Origin of the sequence: Halobacterium yunchengense, from assembly GCF_037031165.1 — an archaeon.
Classification (GTDB): domain Archaea; phylum Halobacteriota; class Halobacteria; order Halobacteriales; family Halobacteriaceae; genus Halobacterium; species Halobacterium yunchengense.
The window spans coordinates 129,028-154,617 of the sequence record NZ_JAYEZL010000006.1 but is presented as its reverse complement, the minus strand read 5'-3'; the positions used below and the strand labels follow the sequence as shown (position 1 = coordinate 154,617).

Here is a 25,590-nt window from a genome sequence, read left to right as displayed (position 1 = left end):
GAGGAGCGACGGCGCGACGCGGCCTACTCCGCCTCGACGACGTCGGCGCCCGGCGCGTTGTCCTTCACGCTCTCGATGCCCTGCCTGGCCTTCTGCTTGGACGCGTACCCCTCGCCGGAGTCCGCGATGATGTTGCCGTTGTCGTGGACGAGCCGCCAGCGGTAGTCCTCGGCGTTGTCGACGTACAGATCGAAGGTCGCGTTCGACATGTGACAGTCTCCGACGGCCGAGGACAAGAAGTTAGGGGGTGATGGCGGCGGGACGCCGCCGCGAGCCAATCCCCGTTGTTTTTAACACCGCGGGACGTAGCCCGTCCAAGAGCAGCGTCGCGGGCGAGGACGCGGCGGCGGCTGACGGCTGCAAGACGCCGCTGTCCGCCGCCGCCAGCCCGCGGCTGTTTCAGACACGACTCCCCACAGCGGGTTTCAGTGCTCACAACCATGGAAATCGAAATTGCCACAATCGGCGGCTACGAGGAAGTCGGACGGCAGATGACTGCCGTCCGCGCGGGCGACGACATCGTGATCTTCGACATGGGCCTCAACCTCTCGCAGGTCCTGATCCACGACAACGTCGAGACCGAGAAGATGCACAGCCTCGACCTCATCGACATGGGCGCGATCCCGGACGACCGCGTCATGTCCGACCTCGAGGGCGACGTGAAGGCCATCGTGCCGACGCACGGCCACCTCGACCACATCGGCGCGCTGTCGAAGCTCGCCCACCGGTACAACGCGCCCATCGTCGCGAGCCCGTTCACTCTCGAGCTCGTGAAAGGCCAGATCGAGGGCGAGCAGAAGTTCGGCGTTGACAACGACCTCGTCGAGATGGAGGCCGGCGAGACGATGCAGATCGGCGACCGCTGCGAGCTCGAGTTCGTCCACGTCACCCACTCCATCATCGACGCCATCAACCCCGTCCTGCACACGCCCGAGGGCGCCATCGTCTACGGCCTCGACAAGCGCATCGACAACGACCCCGTCCTCGAGGACCCCATCGACATGAAGCGGTTCCGCGAGCTCGGCCGCGAGGACGAGGGCGTCCTCTGTTACATCGAGGACTGCACGAACGCCGGCCGGAAGGGCCGCACGCCCTCCGAGAGCGTGGCGCGACGCCACCTCAAGGACGTCGTGCGGAGCGTCGAGGACTACGACGGCGGCATCGTCGCGACGACGTTCTCCAGTCACGTCTCCCGGGTCTCCTCGCTCGTGGAGTTCGCGAAGGACATCGGCCGCGAGCCCATCCTCCTCGGCCGGTCGATGGAGCAGTACTCCGGGACGGCCGAGCGCATGGGCCGCGTGAACTTCCCGGACGACCTCGGGATGTTCGGCCACCGGAAGTCCGTCGACCGCGCGTTCAAGCGCGTGATGAACGAGGGCAAGGAGAACTTCCTCCCCATCGTCACCGGCCACCAGGGCGAGCCGCGCGCGATGCTCACCCGCATGGGTCGCGGCGAGACCCCCTACGACATCGAGGACGGCGACAAGGTCATCTTCTCGGCGCGGGTCATCCCGGAGCCGACCAACGAGGGCCAGCGCTACCAGAGCGAGCAGCTCCTGCGGATGCAGGGCGCGCGCATCTACGACGACATCCACGTCTCCGGCCACCTCCGCGAGGAGGGCCACTACCAGATGCTGGACGCCCTCCAGCCCCAGCACGTCATCCCCGCCCACCAGAACATGGAGGGCTTCGCGCCGTACACGAAGCTCGCGCGCAACCAGGGGTACACGGTGGGCCGAGACCTGCACGTCACCCAGAACGGCAACACCATCACGCTCGTCGAGTAAATGTCGAAGAACGCCCGCGAACAGGCGGTGCTCGCCGCGGTCCGCGAGCGCCGCGAACAGGTCAACGACGCCATCGACGAGGAACTCCCGCCGAAGCGCCCGGAGCGGCTCTACGAGGCGTCGCGGTACCTCCTCGAGGCCGGCGGGAAGCGCCTGCGGCCCGCGATGCTGTTGCTGGTCGCGGAGGCGCTGTCCGACGTCGACGCCGACGAGGCCGACTACCGTTCGTTCCCCGACCTGACGGGGTCGACGGTGGACGTGATGGCGGCCGCCGTCTCCATCGAGGTCATCCAGTCGTTCACGCTCATCCACGACGACATCATGGACGACGACGACCTCCGGCGGGGCGTGCCCGCGGTCCACCGCGAGTACGACACGGAGACCGCGATTCTCGCGGGCGACACGCTGTACTCGAAGGCGTTCGAGATCATGCTGGAGACGGAGGCGCCGGCCGGCCGCGGCATGGGCGCGATGCGGACGCTCGCGGAGACGTGCACGCACATCTGCGAGGGGCAGGCCCTCGACGTGGAGTTCGAGACGCGGACCGACGTGGTGCCCGAGGAGTACATGGAGATGGTGGAATTGAAGACGGCGGTACTGTACGCGGCCGCGGCGTCGCTGCCCGCCATCCTCCTGGGCGCCGACGACGACACCGTCGAGGCGCTCCGGCAGTACGGCCTGAAGGCCGGCCAGGCGTTCCAGATCCACGACGACGTCCTCGACCTGACCGTGCCCAGCGACCAGCTGGGGAAGCAGCGCGGCAGCGACCTCGTCGAGAACAAGAAGACGGTCGTGACCCTGCACGCCAGCGACCAGGGCGTCGACGTCGCGAATCTCCTCGAGACGGACGACCCCGAGGAGGTCACCGAGCGCGAGATCGAGCGCGCCGTCGGCGAACTCGAGGCGGTCGGCAGCATCGAGTACGCCCGCGACCTCGCGGACGACCTCGTCGCGGAGGCGAAAGGCCACCTCGACGTCCTGCCCGAGAACGACGCCCGCAGGCGCCTCGAGCAGGTCGCCGACTACCTCGTCGAGCGCGGCCACTAACGCACCTTTTTTGCGCTAAAAAAGACCGCTCGCCGGAGGCGAGCGGCGAAACGCGCGGCGAAGCCGCGCGTATGCTCGCCACGAACGGATTGCCCATCGCTGCAAATCCCAACGGATTTGCCGGCCTCGGGCGAATCACGGGACATGGACGACGAACTCGCCGAGCGCGTGCGCCGCGAAGCCGAAGTGGCGGCGCTGTTCAACGCGCTCAAGCACGGCAGCGACGCGCAGGTCGGCGCCATCATGGGGCCGCTGATGGGGGAGAACCCCGAGTTCCGCGAGTACGGCGACGAGATCCCGGGCGTGGTCGCGCCGGTCGTCGAGGACGTGAACGCGATGGACGCGGGCGAGCAGCGCGAGCGCCTCGGCGAACTCGCGCCGGAGCGCGTGGCGGAACTCGAGGCCGAGGACGACGAGGACGACCAGCCCCTGCCGGACCTCCCGAACGCCGACGCGTACGAGGAGATCCGGATGCGGTGTGCGCCGAACCCCAACGGCCCGTGGCACATCGGGCACGCGCGGATGCCGGCGGTCATCGGGACGTACGCCGAGGAGTACGACGGCGAGTTCGTCGTGCGGTTCGACGACACCGACCCGGAGACGAAGCGCCCGCTGCTGTGGGCGTACGACGAGATCCTCGAGGAGATCGACTACCTGGGCTTCGAGCCGGCGGCCGTCTACCGGGCCAGCGACCGCCTGGAGACGTACTACGAGCACGCCCGCGACCTGATCGAGATGGGCGGCGCGTACACGTGCTCGTGTCCCGGCGACGAGTTCTCCGAGCTGAAGAACAGCGCCGAGGCGTGCCCGCACCGCGAGAAGGACCCGGAGGCGACGCTCGCGGAGTTCGAGGCGATGGTCGACGGCGAGTACGACAGCGGCGAGATGGTGCTGCGCGTGAAGACCGACATCGAGCACAAGAACCCCGCGGTCCGGGACTGGGTGGCGTTCCGCGTCATCGACACCCCCCACCCGCGCGAGGAAGCCGCCGACTACCGGTGCTGGCCGATGCTTGACTTCCAGTCCGGCGTCGACGACCACCTCACGGGCGTGACGCACATCATCCGCGGCATCGACCTCCAGGACTCCGCGAAGCGCCAGCAGTTCGTCTACGACTACTTCGGCTGGGAGTACCCCGAGGTCATCCACTGGGGGCACGTGCAGGTCGACGAGTACGACGTGAAGATGTCGACGTCCACGATCCGCGAGCTCGTCGACGCGGGCGAGCTGGACGGCTGGGACGACCCGCGCGCGCCCACCCTCCCGAGCGTGCAGCGCCGCGGCATCCGCGGGGAGGCGCTCGTCGACGCGATGGTCGAGCTCGGGACGTCGACGAGCAACGTCGACCTCGCGATGAGTTCGGTGTACGCGAACAACCGCGAGCTCGTCGACGACGGGGCGCCCCGCCAGTTCCTCGTGCGGGACGGCTTCGACGACCGCGGCAGCGGCCACGAGGCGTCGTACGGCGCCGTCGAGGTGCCCGTCGACGGCGGCCCGGCCAGCGCGCACCCGCCCGTCCACCCCGACCACGAGGACCGCGGCGAGCGCGACGTGCCGGTCGGCGACGCCGTCCTGCTGGAGGAGGCGGACCTGCCGGCGGTCGGCGAGCGCGCCTGGCTGAAGGGGTACGGGCCGGTGCGGTACGACGGCGAGCGCCTCGAGTACCTGGACGCGTCCATCGACGTGGTGCGCGAGGAGGGCGTCGACGTCGTCCACTGGGTGCCCGCCGACGACAACGTCCCGGTGCGGCTGCGGACGGTGGACGGCGACGTCTCGGGGTACGCCGAGCCCGGGTTCGCCGACGTCGACCCTGACACCGTCGTGCAGTTCGTGCGCGTGGGGTTCGCGCGCTGCGACCGCCACGACGACGCGGAGTCCGTGGCGTACTACGCGCACCCCTGAGGCGAGACGGCGACGCGAAGCGGCCGACGACCACCCACGCTGCCGGACCGCCAGGCGAGGGGGCCGACGGTCACCGCTACGCAGCGTGGACGAAGACGACGGCGGCGAGCACGGCCACCGTGAGCACCGCCTGCATCGCGGCCGACGCGAGGACGCCGACGGTGGCGTAGGCGGCGCGGCGCGCGCTCTCTGCGAGGTCGCGGCGCTCGCGGAACTCGCTGACGAACACCGTCGCGGCGACGCCCGCGAGCAGGCCGACGGGGCCGCCCGGGAGCAACAGGAGGAGGCCGACGGCGCCGGCGAGCGCGGCGGTGCGAGTGTCGGTGCCGCCGGCCTTCGCGCCGACGAACCCGGCGAGCCAGTCGACGACGAGCGCGGTGGTCGCGAGGCTCGCGAGCACGAACACCCAGAAGACGCCGGGGTCGCCGGTCTGCGTCCAGTACAGCAACACGCCGCCCAGCGACAGCAGGCCGCTGGGCAGCAGCGGGAGCACGCTCCCGGCGACGCCGCCGGCCAGGAGGGCGAACGCGGCCGCCACGAGGAGGTCCATGGGCGCGCGTACGCCGGCGCGCCGCTTGGGTCCGTCGGCCGGCGTGCGCCGGACGGCCGGGTCAGTCCTCGGGGAGCCTCGCGGTCCGCGGCCGCAGTTCGCCGGTCTGGGCGTACAGGCCGGCGACGAGCACGACGCCGGCGAGCAGCGGCACGAGCGCGCACGCGGCGTAGATCGCGGTGAAGCCGACGGGGTCGAGCAGGGGGAGCGTGACGACGGGGCCGAGCGCGCCGCCGAGGTCGCCGAGGACGTTGTTCGTCCCCATCGCGCGCCCCATCTGGTCGCCGGGCGTCAGGTCGCCGAGCAGCGCGAGCAGCGGCCCGCTCGTGCCGCCCTGGCCGGCGCCGATGCAGACGCAGGCGACGACGAGCGCGGCCAGCGAGTCCGCGACGGCGAGCGCGAGGAACCCGGCGAACGAGACCAGGAGGAAGACGAACAGCGTCGGCACGCGCGACCCCGAGGCGTCGCTGGCCTTCCCGCCGGCGAACATGAACGCGGACGCGGCCACCACCGTCACCGCCATCAGGAGGCCGGACATCCCCTGCGGGCCGTACCCCCAGACGGCGATGTCGTTGGCGTCGACGAACAGCACGAGCGTCGAGAACAGCGCGCCGAGGTACGCGAAGTACAGCCCGAAGTTCACGAACCCGACGGTGAGCGTCGGCACCGCGGTGTGCAGTTCCCAGGGCTTCACCGCGGTGCGGCGCTCGGAGACGTGGGTCTCGGGGACCGTGGCGTACGCGACGACGCTCGCGAGCAGCGCGAACGCGGCCGCGACGACGAACGCGACGGTGACGCTGTACGCGTCGCTGACGACGCCGCCGAGGACGAGGCCGGCGGGGAACCCGAGCGTGATGCCGCCGCGGACGACGCCCATGCTCGCGCCCAGCGACCCCTCGGTGCTGACGTCCGAGGCGATGGTGTACGCGGTCGCGAACACGAGCGCGCTCCCGACGCCCCAGAGCACGCGCGCCGCGAGGAACCACGCCTCGGGCAGCGGCGCGTGTAGCGCGACCGCGTAGCCCGCGGTCGCCAGCGCCTCCACGAACAGTCCCACGAGCAGCGGTTTCCGCGTCCCGACGCGGTCGACGAGCGACCCGGCGGGCGCGTTCGCGAGGAGGCGCGTGAACCGGTTCGCGCTGAGGATGACGCCGACGACGAACGGCGAGACGCCCAGCACCGCCTCCAGGTTCGGGAGGATGGGGAACACGACGCCGCCGCCGAACCCGACGAAGAACGTGCTGACGACGACGGCCGCGACCACTGGGTGCGGGCGGTTCATTCGGACACGCGGAGTTGCCGCGTGAGCGCAATGAGTGTAGCGAACGACGACGAGAGTGGCTAGCAGGCGACGACGCGAGTGGCTAGCAGGCGACGACGCGAGTAGTTGGCGAGAGACCACGCGGACGGGTAGCGAGAGACGACGCGCGCGGGCGGCGACGCCTACTCGGTGAACCCGCCTACTCGGTGAACCGCCGGAGTTCGTCGCGCGCCGCGTCGGTGCCGTACTCCTCGACCAGCGGCCGGAGCGCGTCGCCGAGCGCGCGCATCGCCTGGCTCGTCGAGTGGAACCCGAGGTCGTCGGCGACGGCGTCCCACGGGCGCGCCTGCAGGAGTTTCGCGACGAGCAGGCGCTCCTCGCGGTCGGACAGCAGGTCGCGGTCGCCGCCGACGAGGTGGGCGGTCGCCAGCCGGCGGAACGGCTCCGGGTCGACGCTGTACATGCCGGGGCCGTGGGCGGCGCCCGCGACGACGCGCCAGTCGTCGGCCGAGAGGGGCAGCGCCGGCGTCGCGTCGCAGGCGCGGAGCGCGGCGCGCGCGACGTCCGGGTCGAGGTCGTCGAGGGCGTCCGAGAACACGCCGGTGACGCGGTCGGCGAACCAGTCGGCGTGCCGGTCGTGGAGGCGGTCGCCGAGGTGCGTGAGCGGGTCGAGCATCACCGCGGAGTACTCGCCGCTGGCGTCGTTGCGGGTCGTCGAGAGGTGGACCGTCGAGTAGCCGTTCTCGCGCCAGAACGACAGCAGCTCCGGCGTGGCGCCGTAGCCGACGCCGAGCCAGTCGGCGTCGCCGTCGAACTCCTCGCGGACCTCGGCGAGCAGCCGCGACCCGAGGCCCCGCGAGCGGACGGCGTGGTGGGTGGCGATGCGTAGCACGCGGTAGCCGACCGGGACCGCCGCAGCCTCGTCCCGGAGCTGGCTGGTGAGCACGTCCGGGATCATGTTGCCCTTCACGCGCTCGCCCTCGTACATCGCGGCGCGCAGGTCGGCGTCGAGGCCGCCCTCGCGCGCGAGCAGGCAGACGGACGCCACGTGGCCGTCGTGCGTGAGCGCGCGCACGGCGAGGTTCGGTGCGTCCAGCAGGCGCGCGAGGTCGTCCGGTTCGGTGCGGTAGTGGGCGTACACGAGCAGGCCGAACACCTCCCGCAGCAGGTGTTCGTCGGCCGCGAGCGTCTCGGCGTCGACGGCCTCGTATCTGGCGTCCTCGGAGGTCGCGCCCGCGACGAGGGGGTCGACGGCGGGCCGCGCGTCAAGCATGAGCGCGCGGAACGCCCACGCCTCCACGGGGTCGCCGGCGGCGTACCGGATGGGGGCAGCCAGCGTCACGTCGACGACGCCGTGGTCGCTGCCGGCGAGGCGGTCGCGGAACCGCACGTCGAACCCCCGTCCGGCGCCCTCGTAGCCGTGGACGGTCGTGGTGAACGCGAGGCGCTCGCAGTCCAGCAGCCCCTCGAGCAGTCGGACGGGGATCGCGGCGGCCTCGTCGGCGAACACGGCGTCAGGGTCGCCGGGGAGGGCGGCGGCCTCGGGCGGCTTCGCGAACCGGACGCGGCCGCCGCGCGCGGCTTCGACGACGCCGTCGCCGCCGTCGCGGCGCTCGCCGAGCGCGTCGAGCAGTTCGCCGGCTCGCGCGAACAGTTCGCCGGCGCTCCGCCGGCTCGGCGCCGTCACGAGCACGTCCAGGCCGTCGCGCGCGAGACAGGCGGCGGCGAGCCCGGCGGCGCTGGACTTCCCGCGGCCGCGGTCCGCCTCGGCGACGACCGCCGCGGGCGGGTCGCCCAGCGCCTCGAACGCCGCGAGCGCGTCGACCTGGTCGCCGGTCAGGCACGCCTCGTAGGCGGCGTCGGGGAACGCGGCGTCGGCGGGCGGGTCCGGGAGCGGTTCGTCGATTCGCGGCGCGGGGTCCGTCAGGCCGTCGCGCAGGAGTTCGGCGGCGTCGACGTCGTAGACGGCGATGCCCGGGTGGGCGCGGAGCGCGTCGACGAGGCGGCGGCGGAAGCGCCCGGTGACGTCGTCGACGTCGAACGGCGGCACCGCGAGGCCGTCGTCGAAGCGGTCGCGGCGCGCCGGCCAGTCGTCCAGGGGCGGCGCGAGCAGGACGAGGAGGCCGCCGCCGTCTACGGCGCCGACGACGCGGCCGAGCGCGTTCGGCCGGCAGTCGTCGTGGGCGTCGAACACGACGGCGTACCGCGTGGTGCCGAGGAGGGCGTCGGCGTTCCGGACGTCGACGTGCTCGCAGGCCAGCGCGTCGCGCGTCGAGACGAGCGTCGTCCCGGTCAGCGGCAGCGGGAGCGCCTCGAGGACGTCGGCGGCGGCGGCGACGCACGCGTCCCGGTCGCCCGTCAGCGCGAGCAGGCGGCGCTCGTCCGCCCGTTCGGCTTCCGCCAGCAGTTCGCGCGCGGCGTCGACGACCATCGCGTCGTCCTTCGGCCACCCACGGGAAGGGCGTTTCGTCCCGTCGGAATCGACAGCGGGCGCCCTGCGTCGGCGTCGCACGCCGGACCACTTTGAAAGCGCTTTTAACCGAGGGACTCCCACTACTTGGATACAGCCTGCAGGGGGTCGATGATGCTCCTAGCCGTCAGGGATTCCGCACCGGCAGGGGAGCGCAAGCCCGCCAGCAGGAAATAGGTGAACAACACATGCCAGTGTACGTAGACTACGACGTTCCAGCAGACCTCCAGGAGCGAGCCCTCGAAGCGCTCGAAGTGGCTCGCGACACGGGGACAGTAAAGAAAGGCACCAACGAGACGACGAAGGCCGTCGAGCGCGGCAACGCCGACCTCGTGTTCGTCGCGGAGGACGTCTCCCCCGAGGAGATCGTGATGCACCTCCCCGAGCTCGCCGACGAGAAGGGCATCCAGGTCGTGTTCGTCGAGACCCAGGACGAACTCGGCAACGCCGCGGGCCTCGAGGTCGGCAGCGCCGCCGCCGCCATCGTGGACGCCGGCGACGCCGACGACGACGTCGAGGACATCGCGACGAAGGTCGAGGACCTCCAGTAACCAACAATGAGCGCTGAGGAAACCGAAGAGGAGGGCTCCACGCCCGCCGAGGTCATCGAGGTCGTCGGGAAGACCGGGATGCACGGCGAGGCGATGCAGGTGAAGTGCCGCATCCAGGAGGGCTCCAACCAGGGACGCATCATCACGCGCAACGTCCTCGGACCGGTCCGCGTGGGCGACGTCCTCCAGCTCAAAGAGACGGCCCGCGAGGCCGACTCCATCGGTGGTCAGTGATGGTCCAGACACGCACCTGTGACTACTGCGGCGACGACATCGAACCCGGGACGGGGACGATGTTCGTCCACAACGACGGCAGCACCGTGCACTTCTGTTCGGCGAAGTGCGAGAAGAACGCCGACCTCGGTCGCGAGCCCCGCGACGTCGAGTGGACCGAGGAAGAGGGGGCGACGGAGGAATAACCGATGAGCCACCACGACGAGCGCACGTTCGTGATGGTGAAGCCGGACGGCGTCCAGCGCGGCCTGATCGGGGACGTCGTCTCCCGCCTCGAGGACAAGGGCCTGAAGATGGTCGGCGGGAAGTTCATGCAGATCAGCGAGGAGCTCGCCCACGAGCACTACGCCGAGCACGAGGACAAGCCGTTCTTCGACGGCCTCGTGGAGTTCATCACCTCGGGCCCGGTGTTCGCGATGGTCTGGGAGGGCGCCGACGCCACCCGCCAGGTCCGCCGCATGATGGGCGCGACCGACCCCCAGGAGGCCGCGCCCGGCACGATTCGCGGCGACTACGGGAACGACCTCGGCCAGAACATCATCCACGGCAGCGACCACGAGGACGAGGGCGCAAACGTTCGCGAGATCGCGCTGTTCTTCGACGAGGACGAGCTCGTCGACTGGGAGCTCGACACCGCGACGTGGGTGTACGAGGACGCCGGCGACCACTGAGTCGGCGACCCACTGCAGTCGGAGTTTTTTGACGGTGCCGCGCGACGCGCCTAGCATGGAGTGCAGCGTCGTGCAGGGCGACATCGCCGCACAGTCAGCGGACGCGCTCGTGAACGCCGCGGGGACGAGCCTCCAGATGGGGTCCGGCGTCGCGGGCGCGCTCCGGCGCGGGGCGAACGGCCCGATAAACGAGGACGCGGTCTCGAAGGGGCCTGTGGACCTCGGCGGGGTCGCGGTGACGGGCGCCTACGACCTCGACGCGGAGTACGTGATCCACGCCGCGGCGATGCCCCACTACGGCGACGGCGAAGCCACGGCGGAGAGCATCCGGGCGGCGACGCGGAACGCGCTCGCGGCGGCCGACGAGCGCGGCTGCGAGTCGCTGGTGGTTCCGGCGCTCGGCTGCGGCGTCGCCGGCTTCGACTTCGCCGAGGGCGCGCGCATCATCTGCGAGGCGGTACGTGGCTTCGAGGGCGAGCACCTCTCGGACGTGCGCTTCGTCGCGTACGGCGACGCCGAGTACGAGACGGTGCGGCGCGTCGCCGAGGAGGTCTGGGCGTAGCGGAGGGCGGGCGACCGAGCAGCGACCGGACGGCACGCGGCCGAGCAGCGACCGGACGGCACGCGGCCGAGCAGCGACCGGACGGACGAGGGGTGACAGAGCGGCACCGGAGGCAGCCGACGGCCACGGGGTTCCAGACCGCTCGCGGGCCAGCACGGGGTTTCTTGGCGCCACGCCCCGAGAGGGCGGTATGGATTGTACAGTCTGCTCGCAGACCGGGGCGGCCTACCGGCTGGTCGGCGCGGAGCCGCTCGCGGTCTGCGAGCAGTGCGTCGCCGCGTACCTCGCCGGCGCCGTCGACTCCGGGACCTGCGTGTACTGCAGTCGCGCCGGCGACCTCGACCTCGCGGAGGACACGGGCGCGCTCGCCGGGTCGGCGAGCCCGGACGAGTACGAGGTGGTGAGCGAGGGCGTCGTCTGCGCGGACCACGTCTCGCGGCTGCGCGGCGAGGACGCCTGACGGGAGGAAAGTCCGGTGGTCGCCGTCTACGGGCCGCTGCTTTCGTCTCAGTCGGCGTTCGGCGTCGGCGCGGCGACGTCGATCTCGCCCGCGTCGAGGGCGGCTTCGACGTTCCGCGCGGCCTCGACGAGGTTCGCCATCTTCTCGTAGGCGACCTCCCGGGGCAGCAGTTTCAGCCCGCAGTCCGGGCTGACAGTGAGCTGTTCGGGCGGGACGACCTCCAGGCCCTTCCGGACGTTCCGCTCGATCTGCTCGACGGACTCGACTTCCGCGACGTGGGCGTCCACGACGCCGAGCGCGAGGTCAGCGGTGAACGCCGGGTCTTTGAACACGTCGAGCTGGTCGTAGTCGCCGTTCGCGAGCTCGAGGTCGAACTCGTCGACGGGGAACTCCAGGATCTCCGGGTAGATGCGGGAGTAGTCGCCGTAGCAGACGTGCAGCCCGAGGCGGACGTCGTCGGGGATGCCGGCGGCGATGCGCTCGAGGCACTCGCCGACGATTGCGTGGTCGTCCGGGGTCGTCGCGAGCGCGGGCTCGTCGATCTGGACGTAGCGCGCGCCGGCGTCGACGAGCTTCTCGACCTCCTCGTTGACGAGGTCCGCGAGGTCGTACGCGAGCGCCTCGTCGTCCTCGTAGGCCTCGTTGAAGCTCCAGTTCGCGAGCGTGTACGGGCCCGTGATGGGGACCTTGACGGGGCGGTCGGCGACGCTGGCGGTGAACTCGTACTCGTCGACGAGCCAGGAGTCGGCGTACTCGACGTCGCTGACGACGCTGGGCTTGTCGAAGTAGTTGTGCCCCCAGACCTTCACGGGGCCGTTGAACTCGTAGCCGCCGATGCGGTGCGCGAAGAACTCCACCATCTCGTTGCGCCGCATCTCGCCGTCGACGACGACGTCGAGGCCGGCGCGCTCGTGTTCGTCCGTGACGAGTCGCGCCGCGTCGTCCGTGGCCTCCTGCCACTCGTCGTCGCCGAAGTCCGCGTCGTCGTCCTCGCGGAGGTCCCTGGCGCGGTCGAGCCACTTCGGCTTCGGGTAGGAGCCGACCACGGTTGTCAGCAGGAAGTGGTCGTTGTCGTGGCCGGCCGGCCGGAACTGGTCGCGGTTGCTCATGCCGTCACCTCCTCGGCCTCGTCGGCGGCAGTCGCGGCGCCCAGCGCCGCCAGTTTCTCCTCGAAGCGGTTCACGGGCAGGTAGAACAGGCCCGTGTTCGCGGTGAGGTACGCCGTCTCGAAGTCGACGGCGTCCGGCACCGCGTCCCGGAACCAGTCGACGCGCTCGCGGACGGTGTCCGGGGACTCGACGAGCGTGTTCTGGCCGTCCACGACGCCGAGCGCGACGGAGTCCTTGGTGCCGTACTCGGCGACGTTGTGGACGTTGGCCTCGTGGTCGGTGACGAGGTCGTAGCCGACCGCGTCGACGTCGGCGTCGAGGAGGTGGGCGTGGACCTTCTCGTCGAGCGCGCCCCAGTAGGTGTGCGCGACGACGTCGGCGTCGTCGACCGCGGCCGCGACGGCGTCGACGGCCTCGCTTGCGCGTTCGTCCTCGCCGTCACCGGGCGGGTTCGTGACGAGGGAGGGTTCGAGCAGGAAGACGGTCTCGACGTCCGGGAACGCCGCGACCTCGTCGGCGAGGAACTCCGCGACGGCGGCGAGGAACTCGGCGTCGTCGCCGTAGTGGTCGTCGGTCGCGAGGTCGGCCAGCGAGTACGGCCCCGGCACCACCGCCTGGAGGTCGTCGGTGAGGTCGGCGGCCGCCTCGAGGTCGGCGGCGAGGTCCCCGGAGAACGTGAGGTCGCCCTCCACGACGGGGTCGCGGTAGAAGTTGTTGTTGTCGTAGTAGCGGACGATGCCGCCCGTCTCGACGTTCTCGTGGACGGTCAGGGGGTGGGCGAGCATGTCGTCCCAGCGAGCCTGGCCCTCGACGACGCGGTCGAGGCCGGCGTCCCGCTGGACGGCGACGAGGCGCTCGCGGACGTCGTCGTAGACGCCCTCGATCTCGGGGCCCTCGTCGCCGCTGACGAGGTCGTGCTTCTGGTGGCCCTTGAGGTCCGACAGCGCGTCCTTGGCGTCGTCGGGAAGCGGGTAGAGGCCGGGTGTCGTGGCGATTCGCTCCATACCCGCCCGCTACGACATTCCCCCGTTTAATATTTTCCGTTGATGAATATGCTTACCGGTTATTCAGCAGTTTGAGGACGGTCAGCGTCTCGAAGGAGTACGACGCCTCCCGGACCGCCGCCGCGGAGAACCCGCGCTCGGCCGCGTACTCGACCACCTCGTCGACGCCCGTCAGCGTGCTCACCAGCAGGAGGACGTAGCCGTCCGGCGCGAGCACGCGCCCCACCGCGTCGAGGAACGGCTCCACCACCGCGCGGCCGGACTCGCCGCCCGACAGCGCGACCTCCATCCAGTCGTCCCGGGCCGCGTCCTCGTCCCGCGGCAGGTACGGCGGGTTGAACACCACCACGTCGAAGGCGCCGTCCCGGAACGGCGACACGAGGTCCGCCCTGACCACGGGCACGCCGCGGTCGCGCGCCTGCAGGCACGCGTACGGGTTCACGTCCGAGCCCACCACGTCGGCGCCGGTCTCGTCGGCGACGGTCGCCGCCACGTACCCCGACCCGGTGCCGACCTCCAGCACGCGCTCGCCGCCGTCCAGTTCCGCCACCGCGGCCTCCGCCAGCAGCAGCGAGTCCTCCGCCGGCTGGTAGACGGTCGTCTCCGCGCCGCGGCGCTCGGCGAGGTCACCCATCGTCGTCGACCCGGCGCACCGCCGACTCCGGCTCGTCGCCGTCCTCCGCGGAGACGCCTCCCTCGGGGGGCTGTTCGCGCACGCGGAAGCCGTCCGTCTCCGCGCGCCCCGAGAGCTCGCGCTGCGGGAACGGGATCTTGATCCCCGCCTCCTCGAAGGCCCGCTTGACCGCCGTGATGACCGCGGTCTGGGCCCGCCAGCGGCGCCGCGCGCTCGGCTTGTCGATCCAGAACCGCAGGTCCAGGGTGACCGCGGAGTCGTCGAAAGAGGTCACCACGACCTGCGGCCGCGGCACCGTCAGGATGTCGTCGACGTCCCCCATCGCGTCCTTCGCGACCTCCATCGCGCGCTCGACGTCGGCCGTGTAGTCGACGCCCACCTCGACGTGGATGCGCAGCCGGCCCTTCCGCGACCGGTTCACCACCTCGTTCGACCCGACGTAGTCGTTCGGCAGCATCACGTACTCGCCGTCGAACGTCTGCAGGCGCGTGTTCACGATGGTGATGTCGGTGACGATGCCGTCCTTGTCGCCGACCTCCACCCAGTCGCCGATCTCGAACGGCCGCGAGAACATCAACACCAGGCCCGCGAACACCGCCCCGAGCGTCTGCCGGGCGGCCATGCCGAGGACGATGCCGGCGAACCCCGCGCCGATGAGCAGCCCGGAGAGGTCGACGCTCCAGAACCCCAGGATGACCAGGGCGGCGAGGACGTACACCGAGATCTGGACGATGCGGTACGTGATCTCGGCCTGGTGCTCGGAGACGCCCTCCGTGCGCTTCACGAACCGGTCGACCGCGCGGTGCACGACGCCCGTGCCGACGTACACCGCCACCAGGAAGACGACGGTGAGGAACGCGCGCACGAACATCGCCGCCTGCACCTGGTAGCCGGCGAGCGTCTCCCACGCCAGCGCCTCCGCGTCCCACACCACGATGACGACGGCCGTCGTCGCGAGCAACGCGGTCAGCGACCCGACCGACGCCAGGATGCTGGACAGCCGCGACTCCCGCTTCGCGCTCTCCCGCCGCGACGCCAGCAGCGCGCCCGCGAGCACGAGCACCGCGGCCGCGGACGCCGCGAGACGCTCCGCGTACGAGAGGTCGACCGCGAGGTCCACGAACTCGGGCGCCGTCACGACCCGACCCCCCGCTGGACGCCGAGCGCCACGTTCGCCAGCGCCGCGAACGTCGCCGGGTCGAGGTCGCCCGGTCGCCGCCCGAGGACGTCCTCGTCGACCGCGTCGACGACCGCGTCCGCGTCCGCGAGCCCCGAGATGTGCGCCGTGTTCCGGATGGCGTTCCGCACGGTCTTCCGGCGCTGCGTGAACAGCGCCTTCACGAAGTCCAGGAAGAACGCCTCGTCCTCGACGACGTAGTCGGGCTCCCGGGGCGTCAGCCGCACCACCGCGCTCTCCACGCGCGGCTGGGGCTCGAAGGCCTCGCGCGGCACCGTCTCGACGAGCTCCACGTCCGCGTAGTGCTGGGCGGCGACCGACAGCCGGCCGTACTCGCTGGTCCCCGGTTCGGCGGCCATCCGCTCGGCGAACTCGAGTTGGTACATCAACACCGCCGGCTTCCGCTCGGGGAGCAGCCGGAACGTCACCTCGCTGGAGACGCCGTACGGCAGGTTCGACACGCAGCACGTGTACGCCGGGAACTCGACGTCGAGGGCGTCCCCCTCGACGACGGTCAGGCGGCCGGCCGCGACCTCGTCCGCGAACTCCTCGCGGATGAACGCCGCGTAGTCGCCGTCCCGCTCGACCGCCGTCACGCGGTCGGCGACGTCGAGCAACCGGTCGGTGAGCGCGCCCGTCCCCGCGCCGACCTCCAGGACGTGCGAGCGGTCGAACCCCTCCGCGTACGTCGGAATCCGGTCGAGCACGCGGTCGTCCACGAGGAAGTGCTGGTCGCGGTCCGGGTCGGGCCGTCCCGCGCGCCGGATGAGCGCGTCCGGGTCCCGGAAGTCAGTCATTGGCGGGGGTAACCGCCGGCGCGCCCTAAAGGCTCCCTTCTGTCCCGCAGGCGCCGCCAGTTCGCCTCGCCGCGGCGTAACTTCGGCGCCGCACTGCTGTCAGGACCGCACGAAGTTCTGGTACTTCAGGTCGTCCTCGCGGATCTCCTCGAGGATGCGCTCGACGACGACCTCCCGCGGGTTGTGCAGGCCGTCGACGCGGTCCTCGATGTCCGCGAAGCTCTCGAAGGGGCCGCGCTTGCGCTCGTCGAGGATGTTGTCCCGGAGCTTGTCGCCGATGCCCGGCAGGAGGTTCAGCTGGTGGAGGCGCAGGGAGATCGGCTGCGCGTCGTTGTAGAAGTCGACGAACCGCTGTTCCTCGTCGTCGACGACGTCCTCGATGACGTAGTCGAGCTCCGAGCGCGCGCCGTCCGAGAGGTCGTCGTAGCCGACCTCGCGGCCGCGGTCGATGCCCGCCTCGAAGTCCGGCCGGATGCGCACGCGGTCGAGAATCGAGATGTCCGCGTCCGGCGCGAGGCTCAGCTCGTAGAGCGTGAACCGGTCGGTAGAGACGGCGTACGCCAGCGGACCGTCGCCGTAGCCGCGGCCGTCCGAGCGGCCGTGCGCGAGGAAGTCCAGGACGACGGCGTACTCTTCGTCGTCCGCCGGAGACGTATCACTCATACGACGCCGTACGCCCAGGCGACACTTAAACGGTCGGCAACTGGCAGCAGAACCGAGCGGTCGCGAGTCGTCAGGCGTACTTCGCGACGACGTTCAGGATCTCGTCGAGTTCGTCGCCGGAGAGCGCGTACCGCTCCTGGGCGAACACCGCGCGCAGCTCCGTGCGCGTCCGGGGGAGCAGGTCGGCGATCTTGTACGCGACCGCCTCGTCCTCGACGACCTCGAGGTCGCGCAGCTCCGCGACGAGCTCCCGGGAGTCCGCTGCGCCGAGCACCGCGAACCGGTCGACGTGCTCGATGGCCCGCGCGAGCTCGAAGCGGAGTTCGCGGTCCTCGTCGGCCGCGCGCTCCGCTTCGACCTCGGAGAGCAGTTCCTTCGCCTCGGCGGTGGTGAGGAACTCCTCGTCGAGGACCTCCTTGAAGATGGTCATGTTAGTCCTGCTGTGCGCGGAGGTGGGCTGCGGCCGCGAGGACCGTCTTCTGCTTGCCGTTGTCGTTGATCTCGACCTGGAACGCGGAGCCCTGCTTGCCGACGACCTCGCCGGTGAGCCCGTCGAAGCGCGGGTGGAAGCGCCCCTTCTGCGTGCTCGGGTCGGTCTTCAGGTGGACCTTCTGGCCCTCGTCGAACTCCGCGATGGCGCGCTGGGGCGGCGAGGTGCCTCGGTCCCGTGGGTCGTTCGAGAGCTTCTCGCGAGTGCCGTTGAGGGGTCCGTTGGAGCTCGGCATAGTCGTGGGTCCTGCTACTGCCGTCGCGGTTATAAAACGCACGTTATGAGCGTGGGCGAGCGCAGCGAGCCCACGTCACGGCGAGCGCCGACCGGCGGGAGCCGCGAGCAGCGTGGGCGAGCGCAGCGAGCCCACGTCACGGCGAGCGCCGCGCCCGGGGGCCCGACCGCGAAGCGAGGGTTTACGTCCGCGAGGGTGTTAGGGGGCGGTGATGCGAGTACGGGACTGGGAGGACATCGTCTCCGACGTGGTGGAGTCGAGCGCCGACCCGGACGACTGGCGGGCGGTGGCCGGCGACCGCGCGGCCGGCGTCGGGGAGGACTTCTACCTCGGCCACCCCTCGCAGGGCGTCTACCACCTGAAGACGTACGCGAAGAACCCCTTCGAGGTGCGCGGCGTCGGCGCGCGCGTCGCGCGGAAGGTCGACGACGGCCTGGCGGACTACCTCCCGGACGGGGACGCGGGCCGATTCGCGGTCCAGCGGCCGGTCGAGGACGAGGACGAGGCCGAACAGAAGGCCAGCCGGCTGGAGCAGGTGGTGCAGGCGCACGCGGACGCGCCGACGACGCCCGGCGACTTCTTCGACGACGTGATGGACGCCTTAGAGAGCCCGGCGTTCGGGCCGATGGACTACGACCCCCACGGCCGGCCGGCGGCGATGGACGACCTCGCCGACGAGTTCGCGGACGCCGAGGAGCTCCTCGACGCGGAACTCGACGACCTCATCGACGAGGACGACGTCGGCCGCGGGTTCCACTGACGCCGCGGCTCCGGAACCCACTGGTGTGCAGTCGACGGCCCACATTCGCGTCGAGGAGCACGCTACGCGTCGACAGTCCGGTACGCGTCGAGCAGCACGCTACGCGTCGAACAGGACCGCGAGGCGCTCCTCGTAGCAGGACCGGCAGACGTAGTAGTCCACGACGCCGGCGTCGGACTTGGTGTTGATCGTGGCGTGGACAGCGTCGCGCACCGCGACGGCGTCACCGCAGACGCCACACGTTTCTGGCATCGGCACACCCCACCGTCGAGTTCGGTCGCTCGACACTTATAGTCGCGGGACGGTTCCGCCGCTGTCGGCCGTCAGGGCCCGGAAAACGACGGCTCCCGTCGGACCGCCGGGTGCAGCCGAGCCGCCAGTGCTTCGACCGGCGCCGCCAGTGCTTCGACCGGCGCCGTCAGTTCTTCGACCGGCTCGGTTTCTTCTGTTTGACGTCGCCGACGACGTCGCCGACGTCGACGCGTTTCTCGCCGAGCACGGCGCCGGCGAGCGCGCCGACCCCGGCGGCCGTGCTCGCGGCGTTCCGGCTGACGAGACCGCCGACCGCGCCGCCGACGGCTGCGCCGATTGCCGCCCACTTCGCCCGACTGAGCGCTCGCTTGAGTCGACTCATCGCATTCGGACGTACGCGCGGGGACAGTATAAGCCTGTTCGCGGCCCGGGGCCTCGCGGGCCTGTGAAGCCTCTTCGCAGCCCGGAGTCTCGCGCGCCCGTCAGACCGCCTCGACGCGGCCCCGTCAGACCGCCTCGACGCGGGCCAGCCACACCGCCGGCGCGTCGAGCTCCTCGTCGGTCGGGAGGTACTCGGGGGCGTCCCAGACGCGGGCGGCGCCCTCGATGCCGCGGTCCGCGGCGACGGCGTCGAAGAACTCCCGGCCGCGCTCGTACTGCTCGCGCTTCAGCTGGAAGCCCAGCGCGCGCTTCAGCAGCTTCGTCAGGGGGCTGCCGCCCTTCCGGCGCGCGTCGAGCTTCCGCCGGAGGTCGTCGTACTCGTCGTCGAAGGCCTCGTCCATCAGCAGCTCCGCGTACCCCTCGACGGCGGTCATCGCGACGTTCAGCTCGCGGAAGGCGTCCCGGCGGAGCTCGCCCGCGCCGAGCGCGTCGACGCTCTCGGCCAGGCGGTCCTCGAGGTAGCCCGATAGCCACGGCGCCGCGCCGAACTCGGCGGCGTGGGTGACCTCGTGGAAGGCGATCCAGCGCCTGAACCGCTCGAACGGCGCGTCGAGGTCGGCCGCGACGCGGACGATGTTCGGGTGGACGAAGTAGAGGCCGTGGTCGTCCTCGGGGGACTCCGCGAGCAGCAGGGGGTCGTACTGGCCGAGGACGTGCCGGGAGACGAACGCGAGCGCGCCCGCCGTGGTCGCGGTGTTCAGCGACCGCGCGACGCCCGGGAGGACGTCCGCGCGCTCGTTCAGCGGCTCGAACGCGCGGCGGAACGTCGCGACGTTGGCGTCCAGCCAGTGGTGGCGGTTCTGGATCTCGATGGTGTCCGGGACGTCGAACGCGAGCCCGGAGACCTCGCGGAGGCGCCGTCGCGCGTCCCTGACGTCCGCCGCGTACGCCTCCGCCTCCTCGTCGGTGAGGGCGACGTCGCCCGGCTTCGTCGCCGCCTTCGCGGCGTCGAGGACGGCGTCCCAGTCGATGGCGCCGTCGCCGCTGGCGCCCGCGACCGCCCGGGCGCTGTCGAAAAGCGTCATACTGGTCGTCGGCGGCGGACGGCCAAAGCCCTTCTGCCTGTCAGGCGTCGACCTCGATGGCCTCCTCGTCGTCCGATTCCTCGCCGCCGCCCGACCGCCGCTTCAGACCGGCGAGGACCGCGAGCGCGACCAGGACCGCGAGCGCGACGAGCGCGCCGAGGCCCGCGCTGCCGCCGGCCCGGTCGTCGGTCTCCCAGTCGCCGGGTAGCTCGTCGCCCGCCGCGTCCGCCTCGGCGGTCTCCTCGGCCGCGTCGCCGCCGGTCGTCATGGAGGGCGAGAAGTCGAACTCGGGGTCGTGGAAGTGGAACTCGATGATCCCCATGTCCGTCAGTTCGACGGCGGGACAGATAGCCGTTTGGGCGGCGGTCGGTGCGGGCCGGGCCGAGTGGGCGGTGCGGGCCGGCTCGAGGGTGCGGTGCCGGCCGGGCCGAGGGGCCGGTGCAGGCCGGCTCGAGGCGTCCCGGGCCGTCCCGGTGGGTTCTTGTCGCGTGCCCGCAGATGGCGACCATGGACGAACGGCGAGACGCGTTCCTGCGGCGGTTGCTGGAGACGCCGAGCCCGTCGGGCTACGAGACGGCGGGCCAGCGCGTGTGGGTCGAGTACGTCTCGGAGTTCGCGGACGACGTGCGCACCGACGCGTACGGCAACGCGGTCGCGGTCTACGAGGGCGGCGACGGCGCCGAGATGGCGTTCACGGGCCACGCGGACGAACTCGGGTTCGTGGTGTCCGCGATCGCGGACGACGGCTTCCTGCGCGTGCGACCGCTCGGCGGCGTCGACGCGACGGTGACGGAGGGCACGCAGGTCACGGTGCTGTCCGCGGACGGGCCCGTGAACGGCGTCGTCGGCCAGACGGCGGTCCACCTCCGCGACCGCGGCGACGGCGACGAGTCCGCGGACGTCACCGAGCAGCACGTCGACGTCGGCGCCGAGGACGGCGAGCACGCCCGGGAACTCGTCGAGGTCGGCGACCCGGCGACGCTCGCGGCGGGCGTCCACGACCTCGCGGGCACGCGGATCGCGGGCCGCGGCCTCGACAACCGCGCGGGGTCGTGGGTCGCCGCGGAGGCGCTCCGCCGGGCCGCCGAGCGCGGCGCCGACGGCACGGTGTACGCGGTGAACACCGTCCAGGAGGAGCTCGGGACGCGGGGCGCGAGCATGGTCGCGTTCGACCTCGATCCCGACGTCGCCGTCGTCGTGGACGTGACCCACGCCGCGGACAACCCCACGTACCCTGGCAGTCACGCCAGCGAAGTCGCGCTCGGCGAGGGGCCGACGGTCACCCGCGGCGGGTCGAGCCACGCCGAGGTGGCGCGTGCGGTCCGCGAGGCCGGGGACGCGGAGGGCATCGACGTCCAGGTGGAGGCGATGTCCGTGACGACCGGGACGGACGCGGACACCGTGTTCACGGAGCGGTCGGGCATCCCGACGGTCGCGCTCGGCATCCCGAACCGCTACATGCACACGCCCGCGGAGGTCGTCGACACCGCGGACATGGAGGCCGCTGCGGACCTGCTGGCGGCGTTCGCGGTGCGGGAGGCCCGACGGGAGTCGTTCGCCGTGGACGTCTGAGCGGTCCGCGGCGCGCGGCGGCGACGCCGGCGTCTGCCGGCGCGGTCCGGTACGCTTATACACGCGACGGGCGGTCGTTGGCGTATGAGCGGCCGACCACTCGACGTGCTCGAGGAGTCCCTGGAGGAGACCGTCACGGTCACACTCAAGGGCGGCGAGGAGTTCACGGGCGTCCTGACGGGCTACGACCAGCACATGAACGTCGTGCTTGAGGGCGAAGACACAACGATTATCCGTGGCGACAACGTCGTCACCATCAAACCATGACGGGAGCTGGGACCCCGAGCCAGGGGAAGAAGAACATCACGACGCACACGAAGTGCCGCCGCTGCGGCGAGAAGTCCTACCACACGAAGAAGAAGGTCTGCTCGAGCTGCGGCTTCGGCAAGTCCGCGAAGCGCCGCGACTACAGCTGGCAGGACAAGGCCGGCGACAACTGACCGGTCCCTCCTCTCCGTTCTCTCTCGCCGCAGAGCCGTGCGGCCACGTGCGTGCTCCGCGTCCGCTCGCGTCGGGACCGTCAGTCACCGAGACGCACGTCGGACGATTCCGGGTGTGACTGCGACGCGGCCGGGTGTGACTGCGACGCGGCCCGCGACCCGCTCTGAGTGACGCCCCGGGTACCCTACCGCGCAGCACGTATTACACGTTCGTGTATACATATGTGCTCGTCGGCGCCGAGTTCGACACGCTTGCGGAAGTTTTACCGTGGCGTGGCGGGTACGGCCGGCCATGACACGCGGGCGCGACAGCGGCCCCGAGTTCGACCACCCGACCGAGAAGTGCGGCGTCGTCGGCGTCTCCCTCGAAGACCGCGACGCCGCCTTCCCGACGTACTACGCGCTGTACGCCCTCCAGCACCGCGGCCAGGAGTCCGCCGGCATCGTCACCCACGACGGCTTCCAGCAGCACCAGCACGTCGGCATGGGGCTCGTCGGCGACGCCTTCGAGGAGGCGGACATCGAGGACCTCGTCGGCAGCGCCGCCATCGGCCACGTCCGCTACCCGACCGCCGGCAGCGTCGACAAGTCCTGCGCGCAGCCGTTCTCCGTCTCCTTCAAGGGCGGCGCGCTGGGCCTCAGCCACAACGGCAACCTCGTGAACGCCGACGACCTCCGCGACGACCTCGCCGCGAGCGGCCACGCGTTCACCAGCGACGGCGACACCGAGGTCATCGCCCACGACCTCGCGCGCAACCTCCTCGACGACGACATCGTCTCCGCCGTCGAGACCACGATGAGCCGCATCCACGGGTCGTACTCGCTGACCATCATGCACGACGACACCGTGCTCGGGCTGCGCGACCCGCTCGGCAACCGACCGCTCGTCGTCGGCGAACTCGAGGACGGCTACGTGCTCGCCAGCGAGTCCGCGGCCATCGACACGCTCGGCGGCGAGCTCGTCCGTGACGTCCGCCCCGGCGAGCTCGTCGTCCTCCACGAGGACGGCTCCGGGTTCGACTCCCACCAGCTCGTCGCGGCCGACAACACCGCCCACTGCTTTTTCGAGTACGTCTACTTCGCGCGCCCGGACTCCGTCATCGACGACGAGCTCGTCTACGAGGTCCGCCGCGAGCTCGGCCGCCAGCTCTGGGCCGAAGCCGGCGTCGACTCCGACGTCGTGATGCCCGTGCCGGACTCCGGGCGCGCGTTCGCGTCCGGGTACGCCGAGGCCGCCCAGGACGAGGGCGCCAGCGTCGAGTTCGCGGAGGGCCTGATGAAGAACCGCTACGTCGGCCGGACGTTCATCATGCCGACACAGGAGGCCCGCGAGCAGGCCGTCCGCCTGAAGCTCAACCCCATCAGGTCGACCGTCGAGGGGAAGACCGTCACCGTCATCGACGACTCCATCGTCCGCGGCACGACGAGCAGCCAGCTCGTGGACCTCGTGCGCGAGGCGGGCGCGGAGGCGGTCCACGTCCGAATCGGCGCGCCGCCCATCGAGGCGCCCTGCTACATGGGCATCGACATGGCGACCCGCGAGGAGCTCATCGCCGCGGACCGGACGCCCGAGGAGATCGCCGACGAGATCGGCGCGGACAGCCTCTCGTACCTCTCGCTGTCCGCCATCACGGCCGCTGTCGGCAAGAGCGAGGCCGACCTCTGTGCGGGCTGTGTCACGGGCGAGTACCCCTACGACGTCCCCGGGGAGGCCCGCGACCGCGACATCGACCACCCGGCCGTGGACGCGCCCGCCCACGACTGACCGGACGAGCCGCCCGTCCACGACTGACCGGACGAGCCGCCCGTCCACGACTGACCGGACGAGCCTCTCGCGGACGAATTGCGCAGCCACGCTTTAGTTCGAGACCGCCCCAGCAGCGAGTATGCGCGCCCTCTCCGCAGTCGCCGCGGTCGCCCTCCTGCTCGTCGCCGGGTGTAGCGGCGTCGCACCCGACCCGACGCCGGCCCCCAGTCCCGACGACGCGCCCACGACCAGCGAGCCGTCACCGCCGCCCGGCGTGACCGACGGCGAGCTCACCGACCCCGGGCTGCTCGTGCGCGAGCACGCGGCGTCCGTCCGCGAGCGCGGCGCGCGCGTCGTGACGAACTCGACGGCGACCGTCCGCGCCGGAAACCAGACGCGCACCGTGGCGCTGTCCGGGGCGGCGTGGTCGACGCCGAACGGGACGCGCGTCTACCACCGCTCGAACCGCCTGGTGGGCGTGCTCTCGGAGTCGACCCGGCGCGAGCGCGTGTTCGGGTACGCCAACGAGACGGCCGTCGTCGAGCGTCGCGTCGTCGACGGCAACGCGACGACGACCGTCGAGCGACGCGGCGAGCACGCCGACCTCGTGGGCCTGCACGTCGCGAGGTCGCGGTTCCTCGGGAGCGTGCTCAGCGCGGGGACGTTCCGCGTCGCCGACGTCGAGCGGCGGGACGGGCGGACGGTGACGACGCTCGTCGCGGACGACCGCTCGCTTGCCGCGGACGGCCGGTCGGTGTTCGCGGGCTCCGTCGAGGTGACCGGCGAGGGCCGCGTCCTGTCGCTCTCGGTCCGCCGGAACCCGGACGCGAACACGGACGCCGGGCGGCGGACGTACGAGGCGGTCTGGTCGAGTCCGCCGAGCGACCCCGAGCCGCCCGAGTGGGCCCAGTAGCCGGCCGCGCGGTCAGTAGACGACGTACAGGAGGAGGTAGACGACGACGCCGAGCGCGAACGACACCACCCACAGCGACGCCGCGACGCGGCCGACGGTCGCGTGGTTCGTGCGCGGAATCTCGCTGACGTCGCGCGTGCCGGCCAGGAGGAGCGCGTAGTACACGAGCGGGATGCAGACGACGGCCAGGCCCATGTGCACGACGAGCACCGGGAGGTAGACGAACGTGTAGACGGCGTCCGGGCCGGCGAAGTGCGTCGTGCCCTCGACGACGAGCCGGTAGAGGTACAGCGCGAGGAACGACGCGAACAGCAGCGTCGACGCCCCCATCGCGGCCCTGTGCTTGCGGACGTCGCCGCGCCGGATGGCGCGCACGCCAGCGAGGATGGTGCCGATGGCGGCGAGACTGATGACCGCGTTCGCGGTGGGAATCGCGGCCAGGACGGCGTCGGGCGCGTGCGGCAGCGCGGACGCGGGCACGAACCCGCGGACGGCGGCGACGACGAGCCCGACGGAGACGATCGAGAGCACGGCAGTCAGCGGCGCGACGTTCCGGCGCGCGAACCCGTCAGCCATGGTCGACGGTTCGAACGCGCGCCCCATAGCGGTTTCCGTGTCGTCGTCCCGCTGGCGGACGGCCAAATCGTAGGGGTTTTAATTGGCGGGCGGGTACGAGGGAGTGCAAACGCACGTAGCGAGCGTGGGTAGCCAAGCTAGGCCAAAGGCGCAGCGTTGAGGGCGCTGTCCTGTAGAGGTTCGCCGGTTCAAATCCGGTCCCACGCATCGCTCGGGCGGCGCTCTGCGCCGCCGAACGCCGAGGCGGCCTCGCCGCCGAA

At 71.5% G+C, this 25,590-nt stretch carries 32 protein-coding genes and 1 tRNA gene; 16 read left to right on the top strand and 17 right to left on the bottom strand.

Annotated features, from left to right (window positions below; translation table 11 throughout):
- Nucleotides 1–23: 23 nt before the first annotated feature.
- Nucleotides 24–209 carry an HVO_2922 family protein gene (locus tag U5911_RS15060; protein WP_418771548.1) on the bottom strand — a complete coding sequence of 62 codons (186 nt, stop codon included), beginning with the start codon at nt 207–209 and terminating at the stop codon, nt 24–26.
- A gap of 231 nt (nt 210–440) precedes the next feature.
- Here U5911_RS15060 and U5911_RS15055 point away from each other — a divergent pair, with 231 nt between their 5' ends.
- The 3 genes from U5911_RS15055 to U5911_RS15045 all read left to right on the top strand — a co-directional run bounded on the left by U5911_RS15055 (nt 441) and on the right by U5911_RS15045 (nt 4,736).
- Nucleotides 441–1,787: a ribonuclease J gene (locus U5911_RS15055; RefSeq protein WP_336037877.1), complete on the top strand. Its 1,347-nt coding sequence runs from the start codon at nt 441–443 to the stop codon at nt 1,785–1,787.
- Nucleotides 1,788–2,834 carry a geranylfarnesyl diphosphate synthase gene (gene idsA3, locus U5911_RS15050; RefSeq protein ID WP_336037876.1) on the top strand — a complete coding sequence of 349 codons (1,047 nt, stop codon included), beginning with the start codon at nt 1,788–1,790 and terminating at the stop codon, nt 2,832–2,834. It abuts the gene before it with no gap.
- A 144-nt stretch (nt 2,835–2,978) separates the two neighbouring features.
- Nucleotides 2,979–4,736, top strand: a complete 1,758-nt coding sequence (locus U5911_RS15045; protein ID WP_336037875.1) for a glutamate--tRNA ligase — start codon at nt 2,979–2,981, stop codon at nt 4,734–4,736.
- Between the two features lie 76 nt (nt 4,737–4,812).
- Here U5911_RS15045 and U5911_RS15040 read toward each other — a convergent pair whose 3' ends face one another.
- The 3 genes from U5911_RS15040 to tmcA all read right to left on the bottom strand — a co-directional run bounded on the left by U5911_RS15040 (nt 4,813) and on the right by tmcA (nt 8,978).
- Nucleotides 4,813–5,286 (bottom strand): DUF456 family protein, encoded by a 474-nt coding sequence (locus tag U5911_RS15040; RefSeq protein ID WP_336037874.1) that lies wholly within the window; start codon nt 5,284–5,286, stop codon nt 4,813–4,815.
- 61 nt (nt 5,287–5,347) lie between these two features.
- Entirely contained in the window at nt 5,348–6,568 is a 1,221-nt protein-coding gene (locus U5911_RS15035; protein WP_336037873.1) for an MFS transporter, read from the bottom strand.
- Nucleotides 6,569–6,746: 178 nt separating this feature from the next.
- On the bottom strand, nt 6,747–8,978 hold the full coding sequence (tmcA, locus tag U5911_RS15030) for a tRNA(Met) cytidine acetyltransferase TmcA (protein ID WP_336037872.1): 2,232 nt from the start codon (nt 8,976–8,978) through the stop codon (nt 6,747–6,749).
- Nucleotides 8,979–9,205: 227 nt separating this feature from the next.
- Between tmcA and rpl7ae the strand changes: the two genes are divergently transcribed.
- From rpl7ae to U5911_RS15000, 6 genes are all read left to right on the top strand, one after another.
- A complete protein-coding gene (gene rpl7ae, locus U5911_RS15025) occupies nt 9,206–9,568 on the top strand; it encodes a 50S ribosomal protein L7Ae (RefSeq protein WP_336037871.1) in 363 nt (120 codons plus the stop codon).
- Between the two features lie 6 nt (nt 9,569–9,574).
- The gene (locus tag U5911_RS15020; RefSeq protein WP_058983677.1) at nt 9,575–9,802 is read left to right on the top strand and encodes a 30S ribosomal protein S28e; all 228 of its coding nucleotides are present in this window, start codon (nt 9,575–9,577) and stop codon (nt 9,800–9,802) included.
- Nucleotides 9,802–9,987: a 50S ribosomal protein L24e gene (locus U5911_RS15015; RefSeq protein WP_336037870.1), complete on the top strand. Its 186-nt coding sequence runs from the start codon at nt 9,802–9,804 to the stop codon at nt 9,985–9,987. The genes U5911_RS15020 and U5911_RS15015 overlap by 1 nt, the downstream gene beginning before the upstream one ends.
- A gap of 3 nt (nt 9,988–9,990) precedes the next feature.
- Nucleotides 9,991–10,473: a nucleoside-diphosphate kinase gene (gene ndk / locus U5911_RS15010; protein ID WP_336037869.1), complete on the top strand. Its 483-nt coding sequence runs from the start codon at nt 9,991–9,993 to the stop codon at nt 10,471–10,473.
- Nucleotides 10,474–10,528: 55 nt separating this feature from the next.
- Entirely contained in the window at nt 10,529–11,035 is a 507-nt protein-coding gene (locus U5911_RS15005) for a macro domain-containing protein (RefSeq protein WP_336037868.1), read from the top strand.
- 190 nt (nt 11,036–11,225) lie between these two features.
- A complete protein-coding gene (locus U5911_RS15000) occupies nt 11,226–11,495 on the top strand; it encodes a hypothetical protein (RefSeq protein WP_336037867.1) in 270 nt (89 codons plus the stop codon).
- 47 nt (nt 11,496–11,542) lie between these two features.
- Here the strand turns inward: U5911_RS15000 and U5911_RS14995 are convergent, their stop codons facing one another.
- From U5911_RS14995 to U5911_RS14960, 8 genes are all read right to left on the bottom strand, one after another.
- Nucleotides 11,543–12,604 carry a methionine synthase gene (locus tag U5911_RS14995; RefSeq protein ID WP_336037866.1) on the bottom strand — a complete coding sequence of 354 codons (1,062 nt, stop codon included), beginning with the start codon at nt 12,602–12,604 and terminating at the stop codon, nt 11,543–11,545.
- Nucleotides 12,601–13,608, bottom strand: a complete 1,008-nt coding sequence (locus U5911_RS14990) for a 5-methyltetrahydropteroyltriglutamate--homocysteine methyltransferase (protein ID WP_336037865.1) — start codon at nt 13,606–13,608, stop codon at nt 12,601–12,603. The genes U5911_RS14995 and U5911_RS14990 overlap by 4 nt, the downstream gene beginning before the upstream one ends.
- 52 nt (nt 13,609–13,660) lie before the next feature.
- On the bottom strand, nt 13,661–14,242 hold the full coding sequence (locus tag U5911_RS14985; RefSeq protein ID WP_336037864.1) for a HemK2/MTQ2 family protein methyltransferase: 582 nt from the start codon (nt 14,240–14,242) through the stop codon (nt 13,661–13,663).
- The gene (locus U5911_RS14980) at nt 14,235–15,380 is read right to left on the bottom strand and encodes a mechanosensitive ion channel family protein (protein WP_336037863.1); all 1,146 of its coding nucleotides are present in this window, start codon (nt 15,378–15,380) and stop codon (nt 14,235–14,237) included. Before U5911_RS14980 ends, U5911_RS14985 begins: the two co-directional genes overlap by 8 nt.
- Nucleotides 15,377–16,216 (bottom strand): 16S ribosomal RNA methyltransferase A, encoded by an 840-nt coding sequence (locus tag U5911_RS14975; protein WP_336037862.1) that lies wholly within the window; start codon nt 16,214–16,216, stop codon nt 15,377–15,379. The genes U5911_RS14980 and U5911_RS14975 overlap by 4 nt, the downstream gene beginning before the upstream one ends.
- A 99-nt stretch (nt 16,217–16,315) precedes the next feature.
- The gene (locus tag U5911_RS14970) at nt 16,316–16,879 is read right to left on the bottom strand and encodes a DUF655 domain-containing protein (protein ID WP_336037861.1); all 564 of its coding nucleotides are present in this window, start codon (nt 16,877–16,879) and stop codon (nt 16,316–16,318) included.
- Between the two features lie 70 nt (nt 16,880–16,949).
- Nucleotides 16,950–17,309: an RNA polymerase Rpb4 family protein gene (locus tag U5911_RS14965; RefSeq protein ID WP_336037860.1), complete on the bottom strand. Its 360-nt coding sequence runs from the start codon at nt 17,307–17,309 to the stop codon at nt 16,950–16,952.
- Nucleotide 17,310: 1 nt separating this feature from the next.
- Nucleotides 17,311–17,604 (bottom strand): 50S ribosomal protein L21e, encoded by a 294-nt coding sequence (locus U5911_RS14960; protein WP_336037859.1) that lies wholly within the window; start codon nt 17,602–17,604, stop codon nt 17,311–17,313.
- Nucleotides 17,605–17,815: 211 nt separating this feature from the next.
- Here U5911_RS14960 and U5911_RS14955 point away from each other — a divergent pair, with 211 nt between their 5' ends.
- A complete protein-coding gene (locus tag U5911_RS14955) occupies nt 17,816–18,364 on the top strand; it encodes a hypothetical protein (RefSeq protein ID WP_336037858.1) in 549 nt (182 codons plus the stop codon).
- Nucleotides 18,365–18,463: 99 nt separating this feature from the next.
- On the opposite strand, the gene U5911_RS14950 is transcribed toward U5911_RS14955, so the two are convergent.
- The 4 genes from U5911_RS14950 to U5911_RS14935 all read right to left on the bottom strand — a co-directional run bounded on the left by U5911_RS14950 (nt 18,464) and on the right by U5911_RS14935 (nt 20,404).
- Complete coding sequence (locus tag U5911_RS14950; RefSeq protein ID WP_336037857.1) at nt 18,464–18,616, bottom strand: hypothetical protein; 153 nt, start codon at nt 18,614–18,616, stop codon at nt 18,464–18,466.
- Between the two features lie 166 nt (nt 18,617–18,782).
- Nucleotides 18,783–18,998 (bottom strand): glycine zipper 2TM domain-containing protein, encoded by a 216-nt coding sequence (locus tag U5911_RS14945; RefSeq protein ID WP_336037856.1) that lies wholly within the window; start codon nt 18,996–18,998, stop codon nt 18,783–18,785.
- 124 nt (nt 18,999–19,122) lie between these two features.
- Complete coding sequence (locus U5911_RS14940; RefSeq protein WP_336037855.1) at nt 19,123–20,082, bottom strand: zinc-dependent metalloprotease; 960 nt, start codon at nt 20,080–20,082, stop codon at nt 19,123–19,125.
- 40 nt (nt 20,083–20,122) lie between these two features.
- Nucleotides 20,123–20,404 carry a hypothetical protein gene (locus tag U5911_RS14935; RefSeq protein ID WP_336037854.1) on the bottom strand — a complete coding sequence of 94 codons (282 nt, stop codon included), beginning with the start codon at nt 20,402–20,404 and terminating at the stop codon, nt 20,123–20,125.
- A gap of 185 nt (nt 20,405–20,589) precedes the next feature.
- On the opposite strand from U5911_RS14935, the gene U5911_RS14930 reads away from it, so the two are divergent.
- From U5911_RS14930 to U5911_RS14910, 5 genes are all read left to right on the top strand, one after another.
- Complete coding sequence (locus U5911_RS14930) at nt 20,590–21,654, top strand: M20/M25/M40 family metallo-hydrolase (protein WP_336037853.1); 1,065 nt, start codon at nt 20,590–20,592, stop codon at nt 21,652–21,654.
- A gap of 84 nt (nt 21,655–21,738) precedes the next feature.
- On the top strand, nt 21,739–21,921 hold the full coding sequence (locus U5911_RS14925; protein ID WP_336037852.1) for an LSM domain-containing protein: 183 nt from the start codon (nt 21,739–21,741) through the stop codon (nt 21,919–21,921).
- Nucleotides 21,918–22,094 (top strand): 50S ribosomal protein L37e, encoded by a 177-nt coding sequence (locus U5911_RS14920; protein ID WP_336037851.1) that lies wholly within the window; start codon nt 21,918–21,920, stop codon nt 22,092–22,094. Before U5911_RS14925 ends, U5911_RS14920 begins: the two co-directional genes overlap by 4 nt.
- A gap of 292 nt (nt 22,095–22,386) precedes the next feature.
- Nucleotides 22,387–23,859 carry an amidophosphoribosyltransferase gene (gene purF, locus U5911_RS14915; RefSeq protein WP_336037850.1) on the top strand — a complete coding sequence of 491 codons (1,473 nt, stop codon included), beginning with the start codon at nt 22,387–22,389 and terminating at the stop codon, nt 23,857–23,859.
- Between the two features lie 121 nt (nt 23,860–23,980).
- The gene (locus U5911_RS14910) at nt 23,981–24,754 is read left to right on the top strand and encodes a hypothetical protein (RefSeq protein WP_336037849.1); all 774 of its coding nucleotides are present in this window, start codon (nt 23,981–23,983) and stop codon (nt 24,752–24,754) included.
- A 12-nt stretch (nt 24,755–24,766) separates the two neighbouring features.
- Here U5911_RS14910 and U5911_RS14905 read toward each other — a convergent pair whose 3' ends face one another.
- Nucleotides 24,767–25,330: a DUF420 domain-containing protein gene (locus tag U5911_RS14905; protein WP_336037848.1), complete on the bottom strand. Its 564-nt coding sequence runs from the start codon at nt 25,328–25,330 to the stop codon at nt 24,767–24,769.
- A gap of 122 nt (nt 25,331–25,452) precedes the next feature.
- Here U5911_RS14905 and U5911_RS14900 point away from each other — a divergent pair.
- Nucleotides 25,453–25,537, top strand: a tRNA-Leu gene (locus U5911_RS14900).
- Nucleotides 25,538–25,590 lie beyond the last annotated feature (53 nt).